Source organism: Flavobacterium flavipallidum (assembly GCF_038289905.1).
Taxonomy (GTDB): domain Bacteria; phylum Bacteroidota; class Bacteroidia; order Flavobacteriales; family Flavobacteriaceae; genus Flavobacterium; species Flavobacterium flavipallidum.
Genome location: NZ_JBBYHU010000006.1, coordinates 73,146 through 89,990 on the forward strand (window position 1 = coordinate 73,146; position 16,845 = coordinate 89,990).

The following is a 16,845-nucleotide window of genomic DNA, read 5'->3' on the forward strand; positions in this document are numbered from 1 at the left end:
ATCTACCCGATTTTGGGTAGATTGACGCTACTTGGTAGCGAGTATATAAAAGTTAGGTACAATGCTAAAAGAAACAACATCATAGAATATGACAGACTTTTCCGCAAAAGAACCTTCGTTAGGTTACATTTATCAAATTAAATATGCTTTACTATTGCTTTTGACAAATAGTCGAAATCTTGATAATCCGGTTTTAAGAATTGAGTGTCTCGATGATATTGATATAACTGATGTTAATTCAACCAATCTTTATCAAACAAAACTTCATATTAAGGGCAAGGCAAATTTAACTGATGCAAGTGCCGACTTTTGGAAAACTATTAGAATTTGGTCGGAATATATACTAAATGGAACCATAGACATTGAGCAAACGGCTTTAAATTTAATTACTACAGAAAGTATTCCAACTACGAGTATACTATATAAATTAAGAGATAATGTGTTTAGGGATAATGAATTGCAGGAAATTATGGATAAATTGGACTCAATTGCTATTTCTTCAACAAATGATACAACAAAAAAAGGGAGAGAAGAATATCAAAAACTAAGTTTTGAAAATAAGAAAAAATTAATTCAGAGAATCAGGATTTTAGATAATTCTGTTGATATATCAGAAGTTGATGCCAAATTAAAAAAACAACTTATCCTTTCTTCTTATCCCAACCATTTAGATGCATTTCTTGAACTGCTTGATGGTTGGTGGTTGGGAAAAGCAATTGACAATTTAACCGGAAAATTAGATTCAATCAAGTTTGAAGAATTACAACTTAAAATATCCAACATCAGAGACTCCTTTCAAGCTGACAATTTGCCAAATCATTTTCCTGAACAAATGGAGGTGTCCGATGATGATGTAGAGAGTTTAAAAGAAAAGAACTTTTTAAAGCAATTAGAACTTATTTCAATTGGAATCAATTCAAGAACGGTTAAACGTGCAATTAGTGATTTTAGAAGAGCCTTTGAGCAAAGATCGAAATGGCTTAGATTAAACCTTTTGAATCCTGAAGAGGAAGAAGATTATGATAAAAAACTCAAAGACTACTGGCAAAATATTTTTGAGATAATGGGTGATGAGGCAGACGGAAAGGCGGATGATGAATTAAAAAAGCTTGGAAAAGATTTCTACATAAATCAATTTGCCACTAGTTGTCCACAAATAAAAATAAGAGAAAAATTTAATGAAGATTATTTAACTAGAGGAAGCTACCAAATTTTATCAGACAGAAAAAAAATTGGCTGGCATCCAAACTTTGATACGGAAATATGAGAACAAATTGGACAGATAGAAATACGATTGTAGCAAACTTATTTAATCCTGCATTTTGTGGTGAGATAATTAGGGTTGCTGCAATGGAATACAACAAACATACTAAAACTAAATTTCCATTTGCTTTTTCTTTCATTGTATTACCCATTTTATTGCATAAAGAAACTAGAGAAAGATTGCCTCGAAGTACAAGAACTTATTTTTTTGTTTGGGTGGAAAATAATGATAATCTATTTTTCGATTTTTCTAAAAGAGCTAAGAATTTGGTTAAATATACTAAAGAGGCACTTAGTTTTTCGATTGCCTATAATAAAATACATATAAATGAAAAAGGCGAAATTGAAACTGATATGAGTAAAGTGAAAAAATATAATGGAGAAGAGTATGATGAATATAACGATATTTTGAAGAAAGCCCAATTGTTAGGAAAATGGCTTTCTTTTACTAGTGACGTAAAATCTACCTATTCCTTTCTTAGAATAACTCCTTAATTATGCAAATTAATAAAGTAATCTTATATAGCCTAAATGGTGAAAAAAGGATATTGCCTTTCAAATTGGGTAAATTAAATATTATCACAGGTGAATCTAAATCAGGAAAATCGGCATTAATTGAAATCGTTAATTATTGTTTAGCTTCTTCAGGATGTGATATTCCAGAAGGTATTATTAGAGATACAGTTTCTTATTTTTCTGTAATTGTAACTTTTGAGGATAATGAATCTGTTTTCATTGCAAGAGAAAATCCAAATATCAAAGGAATAATTGCCTCTACAACAGTTCAACTAATTCGTAATATTGGTGACACAATTCCTGAGTTTAACGATATAAATTCAAATCTGAATATTGACACTCTTAAAGAATTTCTAACTAGAAAAATTGGCATTTCAGAAAACCTTCATATTCCCGACTCGTTAACAAGAGAACCATTGAAAGCAAATTTCAAACATTCTCGATTTTATAGCTATCAACCTCAATATTTAGTTGCTGATCCACATCAACTGTTTTATAATCAAAATAAAGAATTTGTACCTCAATCTATCAAGGATACGCTACCTTATTTCTTAGGTGCGGTAAATGAAGATTCTCTATTAATTGAAAGCGAGATTACTCAATTAAAGAAGCAATTAAATAGATTAAACAGAGAGCAAAGAGAAGCCGAAAAAATTAAATCAGAAGGAATAAGTCAAGCATATTCTCTAATTGAAGAGGCAAAAGAAATTGGAATTTTAGAAAAAACTGTTTCGCCAAACTCTCAATCTGAAGCATATAAATATTTAGAGCAGGTTTCAAAATGGGAATATCGACCTTTGGAAGTTAAAGGTGAAAATTCAGCTTTAAAAGAACTAGTAGACAGAAGAAGTGAACTAAAAGTTGAATTGGGAAAAATTTCAGACAATAGAAAAGCTGCTACTGATTATTTGAAAAATTCATTTGGATATTCGAAAGAAGCAAAACAACAAGAAATTAGACTAGAATCTATAAATTTATATTCGGAGAATTCAGGATTTAATCCAAATGCCTGCCCGCTCTGTGATAGCACTTTAGATGTTGCAATCCCTACAATTGTAAATATAAACCAATCATTAGATAATATAAAAAATGACTTGAAATTTACAAAGGTTGAAAGTCCTAGAATTCAAGCATATATTGAATCTGTAGAAGGAAGTTATCACGAAATTGAAAGTGAATTAAAGAAAATTGAAAAAAGCATTACTGCATTATATATTGAGGATGAAAAAGCTAGAACATTAAGAGATTTAAATATCAGAAGAGGAAAAGTAATTGGGCGGATTAGCTTGTTTCTAGAGAGTATAGATACAGATATCGAAACTGAAGACATTGTATCAAAAATAGAAGATTTAAAATTTAGAATAAAAGAATTAGAGAATAAAGTAGATAGTGATAATGAAAAAGAAAAGCTTTTATCGATTTTAAATAAGATAAATCTACAAATGAGTAAATGGGTTGAAAATCTCGATGTCGAATATCAAGATTCTCCAATAAGATTTGATTTGGGAAAATTAACCATGTTTATTGATACTGAAACTAAACCAGTTGCACTTCCGCAAATTGGAAGTGGTGCAAACTGGGTTGCTTACCACCTTCTAATAACATTAGCACTTCATCAACATTTCATCCAAAATAAAAGACCAATACCGCGTTTTATAATTTTTGACCAACCGACTCAAGTTTATTATCCACCAGAAAAAACCGATGCTTTGATTGAAGTCAGTGCTGATGAACTAGCTGTAAATAAAATGTTTGATTTCATTTTTGAGGTAGTTGAATCACTGACTCCTAATCTTCAAGTCATCATTACAGACCACGCATATTTAAATAACAATAGATTTAAGGATGCCGTAACTGAAATTTGGAGAGACGGATTGAAATTAATACCAAAAGATTGGGAAAAATTAAACTAAAAGCAAGAGGCACAGTACCTAACAGCTAGAGTTTCGTTGCGTTCGTAGCACGAACAATGAATTGAAAATCACCGAATACTAAAATAGATATGAACCAATTGAGGTAAATTCCTGTTGAACGGAACCGCTAAGATTCCTTCACTATGGGGTTTTCGATAAATGATTTAGAAGAATTTCAAGAGGCTATCGCGCCTCTTTTTTTATACTTGTTTATCCGGGATTACTACTTGTCAAATTGGGATTAACTGACCTTATGATAAAAGAGTAATTTTATTTACTATCTATATTTGAAGTATGGAATGGTATGAGATTTTAGGTTTTGTTGTAGCTTGGTTTTTAGGTCTTTATTTGAGAGGGAAAATTTATGAGCATAAGAATGGGTATAAAGGAAATGATAGTTTGAGAAATAGGAAGGAATAGATGCTTAGTCATCTTTTTTTGTTTGTGAACTTGTCAATTCTAGATAATTTGTAAGAAAAAATAAATATATTTGATAAGTAATAAAAATTTTAAAATGACAACCAATAAACAAATGATATGAAAACAATTTCAAAACTTCTAGTAATTGTAGTTCTGACGGTATCAAGTAGCAGTATTGCATTCGGACAGTCAAAAAAAGAACTTCGAAAACAAATTGACGACTTAAAAAGTCAAATTTCTCAAACTGAAAAAGAGAAAGAAACTGTTAAAGCACGACTTGATAGAATTTCCGATATTAAGGTAGATGAAGTAATTACGGCTGACAAACTTCCGAAGGACATTGTTATTGGTGAAGGCGGTTGGAGAATAGAATTAAATGCCTTTAAATACAAAAGCGACTTAATAGGTCAATTAGGTACAATTTGGGTTGTTGATAGTAATGGATTACTACAACCACAAGGTGCTATAATATTATCCGACTATAAAATAGACCCAACATTAACAAATCGTGATAAGGATGTTATTTATAAAAGTTTTGTTTCAAGTGGATCAAAATTAGAAGGCGATGGTGGGGCACCATTTGCGAAGTTGGCAGCTTCGATACAAAACAATCAATACTCAAGGTTTACAATTAACATTGAAGGGACGTCAACTATCAAAATACAAATGCCCGACTTACAGAAAATTGCAATTTTGGCGAGCCATTTATTTGATGTAAATGGCAACAAGGGTGTGTATATCTGCACGGGTATGCACGTAATTAAATATCATTCTGCTAAATATTCAAAAAGTGACGGCAATGCAAAAATCACTTCCCCTGTAGTAAACATTGGTGGAGAATTTTATGCTGAATCAAGTGAAGAGAATACTGAATATTTTGTTGCACGACAACTAACCCAATTAAATAAACCTGTAAATAAAACACGAGCTGTAGTAAATAATGAATTAAACGCTTTGATTAATACTTCGTCAGAAACAAATATTATTAATCAATCAAAAAAGTATTCACCTGAACAAATTTTAACATTTATACTTAAAAGAGAGCCAACATTTGAAGAAATTGTTGAATTTCAAAATAATCCTGATAAATTTCTGAATGATGTTTCAAGACCGTTTGAATTTAATAATAAGGAAAAACTTTTGATAGAGAATGCCAAATTGAAACTAAACGAATTACCAAAAGAGATTAAATCAGTGGACAATTTTAAATAAGAACTACCTCTAAAAGCTAATGGATTCGTTGCGTGAGTAGCACGAACAATGAAGCCAGTGTTGAACGAACCACTCTATAAAATAGTGTAAAAGCGCAAGATCTTCATAAAAATAGATGTCCTAGATAGCTGGAGGATAAGAGATAGATAAAGAATAATAAATTTAATCCTAATACCACTGGAAAAAGATGCTTAGGCATCTTTTTTTTAATCGATATATTAATAGTAACTGTTTAATTTTTACTGATTTATTTTAGATTTATACTAAAGTATGAATTGATTATATTTGTAGTATAAAATCGGCGACCAGTTTATATCATGAAATCAAAATCAATTTCAGAAAGGATATTATTCAAACAAAAGCACTTGTGAAAGCAGGAAAAATTGCTTCGGATACCGCTAATAGAGCTTCTAGAGCGTTAGGTCTCTCTGTTATGTATATAAAAGACGGAGTTATTTATGAAGAAACTCCAGATGGGAAAATAACGATGAAAAAGCAAATAGAAGAAGAGGTTGTTATTCCTTTTGAAATTAAAAAAGGATTAGTACTGAATGAGAAAAAAGGTTTATTAAAAGGATAAAAATAGATGAGTTTTTTTCTTGAGTATATTACAAAATTAAATAAATTCTCATTCTTCTTTGATATTCGCAAAATCTTATGAAGCGAAAGAAAAGAGGAATAAATCATATAACATATAACAGCTAAACAAGCTTGTCGGACAACGACCGGGGTACTACTTCCTTTTAGGAGGTAGTACCCCGGCTTGTTTTTAATACTTCCTAAAATAAGTAATCATCAATATATCAAGTAAATAATGTGCTGGGGTACAGGGGTACAACATTTAAGTTGTACTTGTCCAAAGTAGTTTCTAATAGTTCCTTTGTTACATACTGAAATTGATTTGATTTGATGTAAAAATGAAGCTTAGTTTTAGCCGTTATTTTCATTTGAATATCGAATAAGTAACAATATAAAGTAATAGCGTATGAATATCGATAGAATGGAATTTATAGCATGGATGGAGCGTATTATGGATCGCTTTGATATTTTGGACGGACATATACATGACGTTCAAACGAAACGAAATAATATCGATGGAGAAGAACTGCTGGACAATCAGGATCTTCTTCAGATGTTAAAAATCAGTAACCGTTCACTTCAACGATATCGTTCATCGGGGAAACTACCTTATTATACTATAAGCGGAAAAATATATTATAAACTTTCGGATGTGCATCAGTTTATACGCGATAGTTTTAATAATCCAATTAAAAAATCGACAAAATGTGACAACTAATGCCACAGCAAGTCAATAGTAAATATTAGGCTTTTTAACTCATTATTTTCGGGGATGTAAATTTTAAATATAGTTATAATGAGTGAGCAACCTATAGACAGACCACAACTTCAAGAGCAATTGTCGGATATTTTATTGGTACTTGATAAAGAAAAAAAGAAAATTGAGGTAGTTAAGAATATTGGAAAGAATAAAGAATTGCAAACCGTAACACCTGAAAAAAAGAATGAAAGCCAGTTTATGCGTGTAGATAAACATGGCGATCTGTTTAGCAATTTTTTTAGCAATTTTTTTAATCAATTGAAAGATCCTACTCGTTTTAATTTTTTTAGAGTATCTGCTCAAGAGGCAATTAGTGTAGCCCATGCAATGCAAAAAGAAATTGAAAACCCAACCGAGGCTGGAAAAAAACTATTTGAAAAACATGAGATAAAAGTTGAATATAAACAAGAAAATCAAAATACTATGGAAACAACACAGTCAACAACGGAAGCAGGTGAATATCGCTTCAAATTAGAACAAATCGATTGGAAAGCTTTGTCTAATCTAGGATTAAATAAAGAACGTCTCGAAAAGATGAATCTACTTGATCCTTTATTAAAAGGCTATAAGACCAATGAGCTAGTTCCCATAAGTCTAAATTTAGGATCAGCAATCACTCGGATGGATGCCAGGCTCTCCCTACAATCTAATGAGGATGGACAAGTAGTTGTAGCCATTCATGGTATCCGTAAAGAACCGCAGTTAAATTTCCCATTCTTTGGTCATGAGTTTACCAAAGAAGATAAGGACAATTTGCTCAAAACAGGAAACATGGGACGAGTGGTTGATCTAATTAATCCTAAAACAGGAGAAACAATACCATCTATCGTGAGTGTAGATAGACTGACCAATGAACTGGTTGCTCTTCGTAGTGAATTTATCAAAATTCCTGATGAGATAAAAGGAGTAAAGTTGGATGAACAACAAAAGCTGACTTTGACAGAAGGAAAATCTTTGTACATAGAAGGTATGATTTCTAAAAAAGGAGAACCTTTCAATGCATCGGTTCAATTCAATGCTGATAAACGATATGTGGAATTTCTATTTGACAGAAATACAAATAGTCAGTCTCAAAGTCAACAACAGAATCAGACTCAAGGACAAGAAGCACCACGCATCTTCAGAGGGAAAGAACTTGACGAACAACAATATCAAAAATTAAAAGAAGGGCAAACGGTGTATGTAAGTGGTCTGGTTGATAAAAAAGGGAAGGAATACCAAGGTTACATCACTTTCGATAAAGAAACTTCAAAAACAGGCTTTTCTTTTGACAACCCGAATAAAATGAAAGAGAAAGCGCAACCAAAAGAAGAAAATATAACACAAGTTGCTGTTAATTCAGAAGGGAAAACCAATGAAGCTACTAAGAACATCAAGGAACCTTTGAAAACAGCTCAGAAAAATCCTGATAGTAAACAACAACAGGATAAGCAGGAAAAACCAAAAGTGGCGACCAAATCGAAAGCTCGAAAAATCTAAGCATTGTAAACGATCATTGAGATGAAAGTAGTAATTGCAGAAAAACCGAGCGTCGCCCGCGAAATAGCCAGCCTGTTAGGTGCCATTGAAAAAAAAGATGGTTATCTGACAGGCAATGGCTATTATGTTACCTGGGCTTTTGGACATTTAGTCTCTCTGGCAATGCCTGAAGAATATGGCATTAAAAGCTTTCAAAGAGAAGCTTTGCCCATATTGCCTGATCCATTTTTGCTAACTCTGCGTAAGCTAAAGAAAAACAATAGCTATATTCCAGATGCAGGAGCAATGAAACAATTAAAAGTCATTAAGCAACTTTTAAAAAACAGCGAAAGTATTATTGTTGCAACCGATGCCGGACGGGAAGGGGAGCTGATATTTCGATATATTTATGAGTATCTAAAATGCCGAAAACCTTTTGAACGTTTATGGATTAGTTCCCTGACAGAAAAGGCAATTCTTAAGGGATTTGACAATTTGAATCCTGGAAAAGAATTTGATAGTCTGTATCAGGCAGCTCTTGGAAGAAGCCGTGCAGATTGGCTGGTAGGAATCAATTCCTCACAAGCTTTGACTATCGCTTCCGGAGCAGGTGTTTATTCTCTCGGAAGAGTGCAGACTCCTACATTGGCTCTCATTTGTAAAAGATTCTTGGAAAACAAAGTATTCACTATTAAGAAATATTGGCAGATTGAATTAGAGCATCAAAAGGAATTCATTAATTTCAAAAGTCTTTCTTTAACGAAGTGGAATGATAGTAAACAGGCAGAAAATGCATTGAAATCGATACAACGGCACAGCACGGCTACAGTGACTGCTGTAGAAACAAAGATGGTCAATGAACAACCACCATTATTGTTTGATCTTACTGCATTACAGAAAGAAGCTAATACTAAATTGAATTTATCTGCTGAGGAAACCCTTGCGATTGCCCAAAGTCTTTATGAAAAGAAATTCATTAGTTATCCACGTACTGGGAGTAAGTATGTTCCTGAAGATATGTGGAGCGAAATACCCAAACTGATAAGTATATTGGAAGAATTGGAAAGATTCAGGGGAGTGGTAACAAAAATGAAAAGAGGGCGTTTGAATAAACGCATTGTTAATGACCTAAAAGTGACCGATCATCATGGCTTATTGGTAACTGATAAAATACCGTCAGCTTTACCAGCAAAAGAAAAAGCGATTTATAAAATGATTGCTTATCGTTTACTAGAAGCAGTGTCTCCTGTTTGTACAAAAGAGATAACAGATATAGCTTTACAACTTCTTCATTATGATTTTGAGCTAAAAGGATGTAAAATTATTAATGCAGGTTGGAGATCCATTAAGGGAAGTTTTATCGATGAAGATAACAATCTCGTCCAGGATTTACCCGAACTAAAAATAGGGGATGAGTTGAAGATTAAAGAAGCAAAAGTCTTAGAAAAGAAAACGAAGCCTCCTGTTCTCTATACCGAAGCGAGTTTACTGGCCGCAATGGAAAATGCAGGAAAACAAATAGGAAACGAACAAGAGCGTAAAGCATTGCAGGAAATAGGTATTGGAACACCGGCTACTAGAGCAGCAATTATTGAAACACTTTTTAAAAGAGATTATGTCAAAAGAGAGAAGAAGTCCTTAGTACCTACAGAAAAAGGATTGAGAGTTTACGAATGGGTAAAAGACAAAAAGATTGCCGATGTAGCTATGACAGCCGAGTGGGAGCTAGCCTTGCAAAAAATCGAGAACAATGAAGTAGATGTTGCAGTATTTCAAAAAGGGATGGAAGATTATACCAAGACTATCATACAAGAAATACTCGCTTTGTCTGTTGAAAAAGAAAAACAACCGGAACTTATTTGTCCAAAATGCAAAATTCAAAAATTAGTAATTCGGGATAAATTGATGAAATGTTCAGATGAAAGCTGTAGTTGGGTTCAGTTTCGAAATATATGTGGAATTCGGTTAAACCTAGTTGATTTGGAAGCTTTGGTTTGTAAAGGCCGAACCAATCTCCTCAAAGGAATGATTAGCAAATCAGGGAAAAAATTCGACGCATTTATAGTTGTGAATGATATTGGAGAGACCACTTTTGTTTTTCCTGAAAAGAAAAAGAGTAAATGAAAAACTCCCGTTTTAGCGGGAGTTTTTCATTATTTTTTAGATTCATCTAAAGAAGATTTTCTGAATTCTTTTAAAAGCTTTTCTAGCTCTAGAGAAGCTTTACGTGCTCTTGTTCCAGCTGCTTTATTTCCTTTTTCTGTTTGTAATTCAGCATCCGCTTTGAATGTCTCAAACCCGGTAGCGATTTTTTCGATTAGTTCTTTCATAAGTAATTTATTATTTCATGTAATGATGTAAAGCTAGCAAATTAGAATGAAATCTAATCCAGATAAAATTAATTTTCATCAATAATTTTTATTCTGCTTTGGAGAATATTTTGTAGCCAATAAAAGCCAAACTGTACCAGATTTCGGAGTATTATTATGAGTTTTTTAACCCCTCTGAAATTAAAAGTTGTTTAGTTTTGATTTAGTATGGAATAAGTTTAGAAACGGAACACTATTCAGTAAAAATTGCACAACAAGGTTTAATGGTTTTGTCACAACATAATTTAATAAAAATAACACAACAATATTTACTAACTTTGTCACGTCATAATTTAATAAAATTAGCACAAAGTATTTAGTAAAAAAAATATAGAAATGGCGACACCACGAGAAAGATTTGTAGAGGCACTTAAATTTCTTCATGAATTGCAGAATAAAGGAGTTGTAGGTATTCATACAGATGATATGCCTAATCGTAAATACCGTGAGATACTTCTGAAGAACGGTTTTATACAGGAGGTAACAAAGGGGTGGTATATTGCTACTAATCCCGAAGAGCGAGATGGAGAAACCACTGCTTGGTACAGTTCTTATTGGGATTTTATAGTAATTTTTTTAGAGCGTAAGTATGGTGATAATTGGTGTCTTTCAGCAGATCAGTCGTTATTGTTACATGCCGGTAATCAATCGGTTCCTCAGCAATTGATCGTTCGTTCTCCAAAGGGTAATAACAACCCTACTGCTTTGCCGCATAATACTTCATTATTTAATATGCGAAGCAATTTACCAATAGAAAATCATTTGATGGTAACAAAAAATGGAATCCGAATGTACAATCTACAGGCGGCATTGATTTATAGTTCGGTCTCTATATATACCCGAAACGCTATAGATGCTCGTACTACACTATCATTGGTTAGGGACGCATCAGAACTATTATCTATCCTTTTAGAAAATGGGCATACAACATTAGCAGGAAGACTTGCAGGAGCATTCCGAAATATTCAACGTGACAAAATAGCCGATCAGATTATAGATACATTTAAACAGGCAGATTACGATATACGCGAAGAAGATCCTTTCACAACTAAACTGGAGATGAAATTGCCAGTCCGTGAGCGATCACCCTATGCTAATCGTATTCGATTAATGTGGTTACAAATGCGTGAAGTGATTATAGACAGATTTGAAGTTGCCCCAGGCTTACCGATTGATAAAGAAGCTTTTTTAAAGAATATTGATGAACTTTACGTTACAGATGCTTACCACTCTTTATCTATAGAACGCTATCGTGTAACTCCGGAACTCATTGAAAAGGTATGTTCCGGAAAATGGAACGCTAAGGAAAACGAGGAAGACCGTAAACAACGTGATGCTATGGCAGCTAGAGGATATTTTCAGGCTTTTCAAGCTGTCAAGGAAAGTATTAAAGAGATACTACAAGGAAAAAATGCCGGTGCACAAGTTGATAAAGACCACTCGAAATGGTATAGGGAATTGTTTGATCCCAGTGTAGCGGCGGGAATTCTAAAAGCTTCGGATTTGGCAGGATACCGAAATCATCAGGTATATATAGGTAATTCCCAACACGTCCCTTTAAGTGTAGATGCCATGCGTGATGCTATGCCGGTATTGTTTGAACTATTAGAAGAAGAACCCGAAGCATCAGTAAGGGCGGTATTAGGACATTTCATATTCGTATTCATTCACCCTTATATGGATGGTAACGGACGTATGGGACGCTTTCTTATGAATGCTATGCTGGTTTCTGGAGGGTATCCTTGGACAGTAATACCTGTAGAAAGACGTGATGATTATATGCAGGCATTGGAAAAAGCCAGTGCAGAGCAGGATATTGTTCCGTTCGCAAACTTTTTAGGTCAATTGGTTAGCGATAGATTACAAGGGAAGGTGGTAGCTAATTTGCCGGATGCTGGTTAAAATTATAATTTTGAAAATAATAAAGGCTGTCTAAATACAGCCTTTATTATTCTTTTTTTTCTTGTACTAAATGCTGTAAATCAGGATCATTTTTAATGCGTTCCAATTCGCTTTCGATAATTAGAACTATATCCCGTTTTATTTGCCTATAATTGGCTTCAATTTCGGTTTTCATTTTATCTTCTCCATTTTCATCAACGAAAGATAGAACTTCAGGTATCTTTTTATAAGCTTTGGTTTCACTAGCTACTTTGTTATTGTCGACTACAATTTCTGCATGAAAAATTTTCTGCTCGATGCGTTCATCGAAATTATCCGAAACAGCTCCCACAAACATTCCTTGAGTAAGTGTGGAAATCTTTGAAGCTGGTATAAGACTGTCCAACTGTGTAGAGATGGAGGTCGATTTATCATTTCTATTTATGGTCATACTTTGCCTTTTCTGCAACACTTTGCCAAAGCGTTCCGATAAGTTTTTTGCTGTTTCGCCAACCACCTGTCCACTAAAAATATTACCTACTGTATTTTGGATAACCTTTGCCTCCTTATCTCCATAGTCCCTTATTAATTGAGAATAATCTTGAAAGCCTAAACAAACGGCTACTTTATTACTTCGTGCAGTAGCAATGAGATTATCTAACCCTCTGAAGTAAATGGTGGGTAATTCATCAATAATAACTGAACTTTTTAATTGTCCTTTCTTATTGATTAGTTTTATAATTCTAGAATTGTATAAACCTAGTGCGGCAGAATAGATATTCTGTCTATCCGGATTATTCCCAACGCAAAGTATTTTTGGCTCTTCCGGATTATTGATATCTAAAGAGAAGTCATCTCCAGTCATGACCCAATATAGCTGGGGCGAAATCATTCTGGACAAAGGAATTTTAGCGGAAGCGATTTGTCCTTGTAATTGATCTTGAGCTCCACCTTGCCAGGCATCCATAAAAGGGGATAGGTAGTTTTCGAGATCAGGATAAGAAGTAAGGATGGTAAATACATCTGCATATTTCTTATTGAGTAACTCAATTGCATGAGGAAATGTACAGTACTTTCCATTATCATAGATTTTCAAAAACCAGATAATAGCAGCTAACAGAATTATCGGAGATTCCACAAAGAAGTCTCCTTGCTTTTGAATCCAACTTCTGTTAAGGTTCAGCATGATGGTATAGGCTGATTCGTAAGCATCGGAGATATCAGTCATAAAATCAGGGTTGATGGGATTACAGCGATGGCTTCTTCTTGGATCATCGAAGTTGATAATGTAGAATTTTGGTTTGACCTTATATTTATCAGAATGCTTTAGCAGATGATTGTAGGCAATGGTGGAAAGATCATCGAATTTAAAATCATAGATGTACATTGAAAATCCCTTTTCGATATGTTGTTTGATGTAATTATTTATAATGGCATAACTTTTACCTGATCCGGGAGTACCCAACACAATAGAGGCTCTGAAAGGGTTTACCACATTAATCCATCCCTCATTCCATTTGCCTTTATAATAAAACTTGGTAGGAAGATTAACAGAATATTCATTTTTCATCAGTTTTGTTTCCTGCATGAAACTTTCGTTTTCGTTATTGAAAACATCGTCCATGAGGTTAGTTCGAAGCAAGCGACTAATCCATACACCGGCAACCATTAAAGCAATATAACCCAGTGAGGTTGTTAGTATGTATAAAGATGTTGCAATCTCAGCGGAAAATCGCAATAAAGGTGTATTGAGAAAGAAAAAAATAAAACCGATGATTAAGACTGTATAGATTTTGGTCCAGGTTATCTTTTCGTTTTTTACTCCTTTTGTTCCCAAACAACTTAATGTCAGTAAGACTAAAGAAAAAATCTTGGTATATAGTGTATGGGAGAATAGGTTTGCTGTCCGTTGGAAATTAGCTAAAATCTTATTGATGATTTCTAATGTCCAACCTCGTTCTAAAAAGAAACCATAACAAAACCAGTAAAAGTGCATTAGTAACAGTAGGATGCTCACTGCTCGCATAAAAGCCATTATTTTGGACAGTCCTCTTAAATCGTCTTCTCCCTGCATATTTTGTAAATTGAATTTTTGGTGAATTTAGAATGGCAGCAAAACCCTCCACTGAATATGGAATTATATGACTGTTAATGGTATTATTTGGCTGTATGAACACTAATAAAAGGAGAACAGAAATGTTTATTTTTGGTCTCCATGTCTTCTGCGTTTCTTCTTTTTCTTCATTTGGTTGGCAAAAGCCTGTTCTTCATAATCATCACCATTTGCTTCGGGTAATAGTCCTCCAAACGCTTCAATTAATCCCAAATTGTTATTAGTGCATGCAGTTTGTTTTGGGTTTAGAAAATTAAAAAGTTGATGAGGTTGTTCAATTTCTTTTTCCGTATTATTTTTTTCTGCGAATGATGGAGGATAGGGATTATTTTGAATACTTTTTTGGCGTTCTTCAATAATTTCATTTTTCCACCAATCATTAAAGACGTTGGCAGAAAGATTTTTGCCCAATTGTGATCCGTTCCAAACACTTCGGGATTCATGGTCAATAAAAGTCATTCCATAAATACGTCCTTCGGGATTCCTTCGAACAACAGTATTAATACCCTGTTCTAATAGTTGTTTTTTGAAGTCAGTTTCATTGGAAGATATATGGATTGCAATTTCTATCGTTTTTTTCAGAAGTTCTTTGGTAGTTGTTGCTTTCATTTTTTCTTTCGATTCCTCGAAATGTTTTTGTAAAGTTTCTAATCCTGCCTGTTTCCCAAAAAGCGATGCTTTGAAGGGATTAGTAGCTTTTTCTCCCTGTTTATTCAAGGCAAAATAAACCAATCCCAGCTTAGGTTGCCCTAGTAATTCCCCTTTTACTTCCTCCGCTGTAATATTAAAAAGAGAAAGTAGCGCATTATAAGCTCCTAAACTTTGATACTGATAATATTTTGGTAAATGCCGAACTACCGAAGCTATTTGGCTTTTTACATTAGCATCTTTATAATCTACGGGGCTGAAAAATGCTTCTTTGGGATTGCGTTCTTTTTCCGTTGCAGCTAGTAATTGATATTGTTGTTCCAATGTGCGGCAAGTATCCATCGAACGCAGTTTTTCATAAGAGTCTGATATTTTTTTACCGTTACGATCCACACAGGTTGATACAATGTGAATGTGGGTGCGTTCAATATCGGTATGTTTGAAAACCACATAAGGCTGATCTCCATAGCCCATAAGTTTCATATAATCGTTAGCTATTTGTCTAAAGTTTTCATCATTAACTTTATCCCTCGGATCAGGGTTGAGCGAAATATGTAACACTGGTTTTTCTGTTCGTTTATTTGCAATCAGATAAGGTTCAAATGAATGATACAATTGTGCAACAGTATAACTACCATTAATTGTTTCTCTTATTCTATGGGTAGCTAATACTTCGCCGTTTTCTTTATCTACTTTGAGTTGGTTATAAGAAAGTGCACCCATAATATTTGCTCCACGACCAATCTTTGCTATCATTTTTTCTCATTTTTAATCAAATGTTTTGCTTCAAATTCTTCAGTCAATTGTATAATATCATGGCATAGTTTCGCTAGTTCTGCTGTTTGTTTTTCCAGTTTAAAGAGATAAGCTGCTGCTTTCTTTTCGGAAAAATTACGGTATAATAGCTTCACAATCTGATTGTAATTCACACCAACGGCACGAAACTGACCAAATAAAGTGGTTAATCGCATGTAGTAATCCATGGCAGCCATATCTATTTTTACAGTTTTTATTTGTTTTTCAAACAAAACAGAAGTAATAAAATGAGCTTTATTGTCTGCTCCTGAAGCATCAAAGAGCGAAAGGAATTTAGCATTTTCCTCTTCAGTAAGACGAAAAACATAACGGTGAATGCTCCGATTCTTTTTAGGATTCCTGCCACCTTTATGTTGTTTGTTGTTTTCTTGTCCATCCATCATAAATCCAGTTATAAATTTACAAAACACCGACTTCGGAGGGGTTTTCAAGCTCCCTGCAAGGGCAAGTTGTTTTGAGGCACGGAATTCATTTCGAGTGCCTCAAAACACAACTTGCTCTGTTCTGTCGAACAGATAATCCGTCCGCCTGTCGGCGAATCCGGATTGAATATAGCAGGGAAAAACGACTTAAGGCCGTTTCGGTTATTACTCAAATATTGATTAGCTCCTTCCATTGATTCATTCGGTTATTGTTTTTTACAAAGTAAAATATTGAAGGAGAAATAATTGTACGGAGTAGGATTGCCAAAAATCGCCAGTAAATGCCAAACATTACCAGGTTAGTAAAAGTGGCTATATAGCTGTGTTTCTTTGTACTTAGAAACAGATATAAGGCTATAAGTAGCTATGTAGGTAACAACATAATTACATCAGTACTCACTTAGCTAAATACAGCTGTACAGTTGTAAAAGAATAGTTATTGAAATAATTAAATAGGTAGTTGGGAACACACAAA

At 33.8% G+C, this 16,845-nt stretch carries 13 protein-coding genes; 9 read left to right on the plus strand and 4 right to left on the minus strand.

Annotation, left to right across the window (positions count from 1 at the left end):
* Positions 1–88 precede the first annotated feature (88 nt).
* The 8 genes from AAEO59_RS04820 to AAEO59_RS04855 all read left to right on the plus strand — a co-directional run bounded on the left by AAEO59_RS04820 (position 89) and on the right by AAEO59_RS04855 (position 10,245).
* Entirely contained in the window at positions 89–1,267 is a 1,179-nt protein-coding gene (locus AAEO59_RS04820; RefSeq protein WP_341699607.1) for an ABC-three component system protein, read from the plus strand.
* Positions 1,264–1,758 carry a three component ABC system middle component gene (locus AAEO59_RS04825; RefSeq protein ID WP_341699608.1) on the plus strand — a complete coding sequence of 165 codons (495 nt, stop codon included), beginning with the start codon at positions 1,264–1,266 and terminating at the stop codon, positions 1,756–1,758. Before AAEO59_RS04820 ends, AAEO59_RS04825 begins: the two co-directional genes overlap by 4 nt.
* A gap of 2 nt (positions 1,759–1,760) precedes the next feature.
* Positions 1,761–3,692: a DUF3732 domain-containing protein gene (locus AAEO59_RS04830; protein ID WP_341699609.1), complete on the plus strand. Its 1,932-nt coding sequence runs from the start codon at positions 1,761–1,763 to the stop codon at positions 3,690–3,692.
* 537 nt (positions 3,693–4,229) lie between these two features.
* The gene (locus AAEO59_RS04835; RefSeq protein WP_341699610.1) at positions 4,230–5,324 is read left to right on the plus strand and encodes a hypothetical protein; all 1,095 of its coding nucleotides are present in this window, start codon (positions 4,230–4,232) and stop codon (positions 5,322–5,324) included.
* A 367-nt stretch (positions 5,325–5,691) separates the two neighbouring features.
* Positions 5,692–5,904, plus strand: coding sequence for a hypothetical protein (locus AAEO59_RS04840; RefSeq protein ID WP_341699611.1), 213 nt, complete (start codon positions 5,692–5,694; stop codon positions 5,902–5,904).
* 405 nt (positions 5,905–6,309) lie between these two features.
* Entirely contained in the window at positions 6,310–6,621 is a 312-nt protein-coding gene (locus AAEO59_RS04845; RefSeq protein WP_341699612.1) for a helix-turn-helix domain-containing protein, read from the plus strand.
* Between the two features lie 78 nt (positions 6,622–6,699).
* Positions 6,700–8,142 (plus strand): DUF3945 domain-containing protein, encoded by a 1,443-nt coding sequence (locus AAEO59_RS04850; protein ID WP_341699613.1) that lies wholly within the window; start codon positions 6,700–6,702, stop codon positions 8,140–8,142.
* A gap of 21 nt (positions 8,143–8,163) precedes the next feature.
* Entirely contained in the window at positions 8,164–10,245 is a 2,082-nt protein-coding gene (locus AAEO59_RS04855; protein ID WP_341699614.1) for a type IA DNA topoisomerase, read from the plus strand.
* A gap of 29 nt (positions 10,246–10,274) precedes the next feature.
* On the opposite strand, the gene AAEO59_RS04860 is transcribed toward AAEO59_RS04855, so the two are convergent.
* Positions 10,275–10,451 carry a histone H1 gene (locus tag AAEO59_RS04860; protein WP_341699615.1) on the minus strand — a complete coding sequence of 59 codons (177 nt, stop codon included), beginning with the start codon at positions 10,449–10,451 and terminating at the stop codon, positions 10,275–10,277.
* A gap of 375 nt (positions 10,452–10,826) precedes the next feature.
* On the opposite strand from AAEO59_RS04860, the gene AAEO59_RS04865 reads away from it, so the two are divergent.
* Positions 10,827–12,392 carry a Fic family protein gene (locus AAEO59_RS04865; RefSeq protein ID WP_341699616.1) on the plus strand — a complete coding sequence of 522 codons (1,566 nt, stop codon included), beginning with the start codon at positions 10,827–10,829 and terminating at the stop codon, positions 12,390–12,392.
* A 46-nt stretch (positions 12,393–12,438) separates the two neighbouring features.
* Here AAEO59_RS04865 and mobC read toward each other — a convergent pair whose 3' ends face one another.
* The 3 genes from mobC to mobA form a co-directional block, all read right to left on the minus strand.
* Positions 12,439–14,445, minus strand: coding sequence for a conjugal transfer protein MobC (gene mobC / locus AAEO59_RS04870; protein WP_341699617.1), 2,007 nt, complete (start codon positions 14,443–14,445; stop codon positions 12,439–12,441).
* A 126-nt stretch (positions 14,446–14,571) separates the two neighbouring features.
* A complete protein-coding gene (gene mobB, locus AAEO59_RS04875) occupies positions 14,572–15,888 on the minus strand; it encodes a conjugal transfer protein MobB (RefSeq protein WP_341699618.1) in 1,317 nt (438 codons plus the stop codon).
* Complete coding sequence (gene mobA / locus AAEO59_RS04880; protein ID WP_341699683.1) at positions 15,885–16,328, minus strand: conjugal transfer protein MobA; 444 nt, start codon at positions 16,326–16,328, stop codon at positions 15,885–15,887. Before mobA ends, mobB begins: the two co-directional genes overlap by 4 nt.
* Between the last annotated feature and the right edge of the window lie 517 nt (positions 16,329–16,845).

What these genes read in the sequence shown, in the direction of transcription:
- mobA (WP_341699683.1), bottom strand. Translation starts at nt 16,328, where the DNA reads ATGGATGGACAAGAAAACAACAAACAACATAAAGGTGGCAGGAATCCT.
- AAEO59_RS04830 (WP_341699609.1), top strand. Translation starts at nt 1,761, where the DNA reads ATGCAAATTAATAAAGTAATCTTATATAGCCTAAATGGTGAAAAAAGG.
- mobC (WP_341699617.1), bottom strand. Translation starts at nt 14,445, where the DNA reads ATGCAGGGAGAAGACGATTTAAGAGGACTGTCCAAAATAATGGCTTTT.
- AAEO59_RS04850 (WP_341699613.1), top strand. Translation starts at nt 6,700, where the DNA reads ATGAGTGAGCAACCTATAGACAGACCACAACTTCAAGAGCAATTGTCG.
- AAEO59_RS04825 (WP_341699608.1), top strand. Translation starts at nt 1,264, where the DNA reads ATGAGAACAAATTGGACAGATAGAAATACGATTGTAGCAAACTTATTT.
- AAEO59_RS04865 (WP_341699616.1), top strand. Translation starts at nt 10,827, where the DNA reads ATGGCGACACCACGAGAAAGATTTGTAGAGGCACTTAAATTTCTTCAT.
- AAEO59_RS04820 (WP_341699607.1), top strand. Translation starts at nt 89, where the DNA reads ATGACAGACTTTTCCGCAAAAGAACCTTCGTTAGGTTACATTTATCAA.
- AAEO59_RS04855 (WP_341699614.1), top strand. Translation starts at nt 8,164, where the DNA reads ATGAAAGTAGTAATTGCAGAAAAACCGAGCGTCGCCCGCGAAATAGCC.
- AAEO59_RS04860 (WP_341699615.1), bottom strand. Translation starts at nt 10,451, where the DNA reads ATGAAAGAACTAATCGAAAAAATCGCTACCGGGTTTGAGACATTCAAA.
- mobB (WP_341699618.1), bottom strand. Translation starts at nt 15,888, where the DNA reads ATGATAGCAAAGATTGGTCGTGGAGCAAATATTATGGGTGCACTTTCT.
- AAEO59_RS04835 (WP_341699610.1), top strand. Translation starts at nt 4,230, where the DNA reads ATGAAAACAATTTCAAAACTTCTAGTAATTGTAGTTCTGACGGTATCA.
- AAEO59_RS04845 (WP_341699612.1), top strand. Translation starts at nt 6,310, where the DNA reads ATGAATATCGATAGAATGGAATTTATAGCATGGATGGAGCGTATTATG.